7 protein-coding genes are annotated in these 6016 nt (G+C 38.4%); 5 read left to right on the top strand and 2 right to left on the bottom strand.

Annotated elements, in window-relative coordinates:
* Both FTV38_RS16305 and FTV38_RS16310 read left to right on the top strand, forming a co-directional pair.
* A partial coding sequence (locus FTV38_RS16305) for a hypothetical protein (protein WP_179995853.1) occupies positions 1 to 438 on the top strand: 438 nt, incomplete at its 5' end.
* A 5-nt stretch (positions 439 to 443) separates the two neighbouring features.
* A complete protein-coding gene (locus FTV38_RS16310) occupies positions 444 to 743 on the top strand; it encodes a hypothetical protein (protein ID WP_179991848.1) in 300 nt (99 codons plus the stop codon).
* A gap of 610 nt (positions 744 to 1353) precedes the next feature.
* On the opposite strand, the gene FTV38_RS16315 is transcribed toward FTV38_RS16310, so the two are convergent.
* A complete protein-coding gene (locus FTV38_RS16315; RefSeq protein WP_179991722.1) occupies positions 1354 to 1905 on the bottom strand; it encodes a hypothetical protein in 552 nt (183 codons plus the stop codon).
* Positions 1906 to 2346: 441 nt separating this feature from the next.
* Between FTV38_RS16315 and FTV38_RS16320 the strand changes: the two genes are divergently transcribed.
* Positions 2347 to 2826, top strand: coding sequence for a HEPN domain-containing protein (locus FTV38_RS16320; RefSeq protein WP_179991723.1), 480 nt, complete (start codon positions 2347 to 2349; stop codon positions 2824 to 2826).
* 41 nt (positions 2827 to 2867) lie between these two features.
* Positions 2868 to 3248: a helix-turn-helix domain-containing protein gene (locus tag FTV38_RS16325; RefSeq protein WP_368856091.1), complete on the top strand. Its 381-nt coding sequence runs from the start codon at positions 2868 to 2870 to the stop codon at positions 3246 to 3248.
* A gap of 283 nt (positions 3249 to 3531) precedes the next feature.
* Here FTV38_RS16325 and FTV38_RS16330 read toward each other — a convergent pair whose 3' ends face one another.
* On the bottom strand, positions 3532 to 3717 hold the full coding sequence (locus tag FTV38_RS16330) for a hypothetical protein (protein ID WP_179991721.1): 186 nt from the start codon (positions 3715 to 3717) through the stop codon (positions 3532 to 3534).
* A 1342-nt stretch (positions 3718 to 5059) separates the two neighbouring features.
* Between FTV38_RS16330 and FTV38_RS16335 the strand changes: the two genes are divergently transcribed.
* A complete protein-coding gene (locus tag FTV38_RS16335) occupies positions 5060 to 5362 on the top strand; it encodes an AlpA family transcriptional regulator (RefSeq protein WP_179991724.1) in 303 nt (100 codons plus the stop codon).
* Positions 5363 to 6016: the final 654 nt, after the last annotated feature.

Consider the following 6016-nt stretch of genomic DNA (forward strand, 5'->3'; position numbering starts at 1 on the left):
GAGAGCAAAAAAACAACAACGGTGAGCTTTAGAATTGAAGATGATCTCAAAGATAAACTTCAAATCATTGCTGAACGAGAAAATAAAACTATCACCAACAAAGCACGTGAAATCCTCGCTGAATCACTCCATCTTTCACCGAGAAAAACGCTCACAGAACGTTTACAGGATGATGTCACCCGTATTGACCAAGAACTGCGCCACAACCTCCGAAAATGGAACTTAGAAGTCAATCATCAACTCAGCACGCTTAACGCCAGTCAAAAACTTCTGAATGATTTCAGTGAACGATACTCACATTTAAGGCAAGAACTGGATGATGAAAAAAAACGACATCAAAAAACACAACAAAAGCTGACTCGCTGGACGATAACCTTTTTCCTAACCGTTCTACTCAGTAATGCACTTATCATCACATTAATTTTATTTTTTAGGTGATCGGGATGGAAAAAAAAGAATTAGAGAGACTCGAAAAACATATCGCCGATGCTATCAGACAATCGGGGATCAAACCTGTAAGAGAATCGCTCAATAAAACTATTTTTTTACTGACCTTTGGTGGACTCAAAAGTATGCAAAAAGTGTTTGATGAAGCATTTGATGAAATCACCGAAGCCAGAAAATACCGATCATGGCAACGCATAACGGATTGTTTAAATGAGCATACAACCCATAATTTAAGCGTGCTTACCGTAAAAACTATGTACAAACGCGCGAAGAAAAAACGGTATGAACCTACCTAAATCAGCATCAGATGCACTTCCGCTTCCTCGATGAAAAATAAATTTTCATCTTGCGACAAGCGTTGTAGCTTGAATTCATGGGATTTATCAGGCTACAGATATAACAGAGCCCCGTGACAGGGTCATGGGGCTCTGTTACTCTAAATCTTGCACATACGTTGCTAAGACTTCGATATAGACAATCCAATCTTAGCAATGGGAAGCTAGCTTGTCACTACTTCCTTAAAACCATTCAAAGACATTAACTCGAAATGCACCACTTGATTGACTCGGACTTAGCCCGGTCTCCGAAAGGATAAACAGGCAAATTGTGGTAGTAAAACGTACCGGAAAACGAAATTCCGGCTCTGCCTCCGAATCACGCTGCGGTATCGAAAGATTACAGTGCGTACCTGATAAGAGCACCAATCAACGGACTAGGGATTTCTTGGATTGCACCGTCGAAAGAAGCCCAACCTAACCAGAAGTACCAAACTTAGCTAAAGGAACAAGCTAAGAAGCCATGACCCAATAACCGATCATGGAGAAAAGCAAAGACAGAATGATGATGTCGCTTCGCTCCGTTTTGATTAGTACCACATTGGGGCATTAGGTGTGTATTTGATTTTTATTAGTCGTCCCACTTAAAATAGGCTAAATGAGCTAAAGAATTGTCCATGTCGTACGTGGTCTTTGTGGTATTAGTAAGCGTTAGATCGTCATCCCAAAAAGAAGCGTCTTCGGGGCCCATAATCTTCAATGCACCTATTGTGCTACCATAACCCATTCCAACATGCTTAGCTGTCTGAGTAGCAACTTCTGACAAATCAAGGTCAGTATCCGAGTTATAACTATTAACTAATGCATTAGATATACTCGATACGCCAATACCAACTCCAACAGCCATTCCAATCTTAGATTCTTTTGATAAACTCAAACCATTAGTATCAACCACTTTCTCCACAAGGTACTGCACCGCAGAAGACCCAGCGACTGAACCAATAATGCTTGCAACAGAAGATACACCGCTATTAGTGTCGTTATTGCAAACTGCATTTAGTGTAGAGCTAACCCCCCCCACAGTGGCAGCTAGAATTACTCTGGTGATAAGACCTTTTCGCGCTCGTTCATGTGTCATCATAGCTAATGGCTCGCTACTCTGACTTACCTTATCGTCTTTCATTTTTATCCTTATAATCCATTTGCAACGTTTTACTATTTTATCACACCCCCCGCTAAAACTTACCAATAATCAATAAGGTCATGGAGACAGTCCTAGGTGGTCATCAAAAACCATAAATGTATGGATACACAATCAAGCTCAAAGTCATAGAGAACGAAAATTTACTCAAGAAAATCACGCAAGAATGGAAAATACTGAAAATTGTAATGAGCCTATCGATTTTTAGTGCGACTAATCCACGTTATGTAAAAAGCCAGCAATTTGCTGGCTTTTTAGCTTTTAAATAATACCATTTGAAGTACGTGTACCATTAAAAAAGATACACGTACTTCAAAAGGGTAGATTACCGTGCAAACAGCCTTAATGCGACAGAACCGTTCACAATAAGCGTTAGTGGGTATAAATTTTAATAATTATAATTTTTCGTAGGTATGTACTAAAATGATGATAGGTAAAATAGAAAGAAATATAAATATTAGTAACACTTACCTAAAATTGTCTCAAGAAGATGAAAGTGCCGCTTCAGAGTTAGCAAAGTTAGGTAAATATCGGGTTGCTTGTTATTTGATTTTACAATCAATGGAGAAGTTAATAAGGAGTAAGATTTTTTCACTTATCAATGCAGATAACGATTTTTTTAGAGATGAAAATAGAAATCATTCTATAGAATCAGCATTTGATATGCTCATTAATATACTATCAACCGATAATATTCAGAAAGAGCAAATTCGAGCACAATTCGCTTCTAATGTTTTGCTTAAAACTAACTCGAACCACTTACACAATAACTTGAGATACCCATATTTCCAAAAAAGAAAATCTCATTATGTTCTATTAAATGTTGATGCCAGCGATTACGAAATTTTGGTTTCTAGATTAAATGTATTGAAATCATTTATCAAAGATATACATCTTCTTTAATTTTGTGTTACTCAATACTGAATTTTTAAATTGGAACTGTAATTTCTGAAGAAAGAGAGCATAGAGGCCTAAATCAAGCTTCTGCATCTCAGTTATGTGGAATGACTCAGTCAACATTAGCCAGGGTTGAAATTGGTAGGGCATCGACCATAGAAAATGTATTAAAAATTTCTCATGGGTTTGAATTGGAACCATGGCAGCTCTTTAAAGTTGCTGACGATAGAGTTAAAGCTCTTAAATCTCAGGGTTATGAGGTTGAAACGGAGCTGCCATCAGAGAAAGAACTAAAGGAAAATAGTGCTGAATGGGTAACAACAAAAACAATTATAACTCGAGCATCCATAATCGGACTGACTGCAGCCGGTGTTGCAATTGTTGATGGCGTAATCCCTTATATAAATAAGTTTATGAAAAAGAAGTAAATCTCTGAGAGTTATATTCCACACTGATTGCGGCGGGGTTATTCATTAGAATTCGACGTAATGACATTCCTAATCAAACTCCATGACCTAACCAACTGTTTGGTTAGGTCATGGAGATAGTCCTAGGTGGTCATCAAAAACCATAAATGTATGGATACACAATCAAGCTCAAAGTCATAGAGAACGAAAATTTGCTCAAGAAAATCACGCAAGAATGGAAAATACTGAAAATTGTAATGAGCCTATCGATTTTTAGTGCGACTAATCCCTTTTATGTTAAACGCTACAAGTCTTTCATGTGGCGTTTTATCGCACCTTCATTTTCATCCAGCCATTCTTTAATCCGCTCTTCTTCCTCTTGCTCTTTACGCCACTTATCAAGGTCTTCTTGCCTATACTTTCTTTTCCTTGAAACGATTTGATTCAATCTTTTCCATTTTCGCATTTCTGTTTCTGGTTTCGTTTTCATGTAATCACCATCGGCTAATAAATAAACAAATTGTTCTTGCTTTTGATTATCAAAGAGTAAATCACAATATCAAACGATATTCCCCGATTTATCCACCGTGAATGTGGATTGTTTTAAGACTTACTAGAAGAATTTCACATGAAATAAAAACTTGTTAAAAACGCACTCAAAAGCTCGCAAAACCGTTCTAAACTTTCAACGTGGTTTTGGGTGTTTTATAGGGGGATCGTGTCTTAAAATCGATTTGAGGGGATTTAATGCGGATGAATGGGCGGTTTTAGCAAGTTAACTCGCCCATTTAACATAATGGGTCTTATACGTAGCCATTTTTAGATGACTTAATAAATTTCTAACCTACAGATGTACAAAAGCCCCGTGACAGTATCACAGGGCTTTGGTACTCTGAATCGGTGCATTCGCTGCTACGATTAGAAAGCTCAATCCAATCTTAGCAGCGTGAGAGACGCTTGTCACGTTCTCATTAAATACCAGCCAACGACATTAACCCAAATGCACCACTTGATTGACTCGGACTTGGCTCGGTCCCCGAAAGGATAAACAGGCAAATTGTGGTAATAACGTACCGGAAAACGAAATTCCGGCTCTGCCTCCGAATCACGCTGCGGTATCGAAAGATTACAGTGCGTACCTGATAAGAGCACCAATCAACGGACCAGGGTTTCTAGGATTGCACCGTCGAGAGAAGCCCAAACTGACCAGAAGTACCAGACTTAGCTAATGGAACAAGCTAAGAAGCCATGACCCAATCACTGATCATGGAGAAAAGCAAAGACAAAAAGACGTTGTCGCTTCGCTCCGTTTTGATTAGTACCACATTGGGGCATTAGGCACTTTTTTGCTCAAAATTTGAGCCTGAGAGTTCAAATAGGCATGAAAAAATTCAAAGCCAAACCAATTTTAAATTGTTCGTAGTCAATAGGTTGTCTCATGTATTCGATTCCTGTTATGGAAATCAACCCCATTCAACCATAAAAAAGGGAAGCCGGTAGGCTTCCCTTGGAAACGTCGATATTCAATACCGAGCAAGTGAGAATAGTAATACTAGCTTGCTTCTCTGGTATGGCAACTATTAGTTTTTAGGCTCAACGGAGAAAAAAGAACGTTTAATGCAGTTTGCAATTGCAATAAAATCAGGCTGATAACCGTAGTTAATCCACGTTATGTAAAAAGCCAGCAAATTGCTGGCTTTTTTGCTTTTAAATAATAGCATTTGAATCACCCTGTACCGCTAAAAAAACCATACGTACTTCAATTTGAACCTAGCGGTGTTAATATAGAATCATCATAATAGTGATAATTAGAAGTGAATACGGAGAGAAAGATGCATTTTGATATAGCCAATGACACCCTTTTGGGGATCAAGGATCTATGTGAAAAATTAGGTATCAGTAAATCAACGCTGAATAGAATTCGACGTAATGACATTCCTAATCAAATTCCTTTCCCTCAACCAACCGTTTGGTTAGGTCATGGAGATAGCCCTAGGTGGTCATCAAAAATCATAAATGTATGGATACATAATCAAGCTCAAAGTCATAGAGAACGAAAATTTGCTCAAGAAAATCACGCTAGAATGGGAAATGCTGAAAATTATAACGAACCTACCGATTCTAAGTGCAACTAATCCCTTTTATGTTAAATGGGCGAGTTGATTAGCGAAAACCGCCCATTCATCCCCATCAAAGCCCCTCAAATCGATTTTAAGACACGATCACCCTATCAAACCCCAAAAATCACGTTGAAAGTTTAGAACGGTTTTGCGAGCTTTTGGGGGCGTTTTTAACATCATTTGATTAGCAATGAGATCTCACCGTTAACCCTCAAAACAATGACTTTCATTTTGCCACTCATGAAACGATGAACGGGCAGATAAAATTTTTATCTGCCTGTGAATCGTTGGACAAGCGCAGCGCGTCAGAAAAAAGACTCGTAGAGGCTTCGGGGTATCAGGGATCCCCCTGAGTACGCGACTGTAGACAAACGGCAATAATGTCCCCATTATGTCCCCGTTTGTCTGCGGTCGATGTCGTGCCTGTAATTTTGTATTTTGCGATATTTTTAACAAACCAATTAAAAACGCATAGGTAACACACCTTAGAGCCTTGTACGTCAACGTTTTTAGACAACAAAAAAAAAGGGGAATTAATGGCGGAGAGCAAAAAAACAACAACGGTGAGCTTTAGAATTGAAGATGATCTCAAAGATAAACTTCAAATCATTGCTGAACGAGAAAATAAAACTATCACCAACAAAGCACGTGAAATCCTCGCTGAATCAC

This window comes from Acinetobacter sp. YH16044 (assembly GCF_013417145.1).
GTDB classification, from domain to species: Bacteria; Pseudomonadota; Gammaproteobacteria; order Pseudomonadales; family Moraxellaceae; genus Acinetobacter; species Acinetobacter amyesii.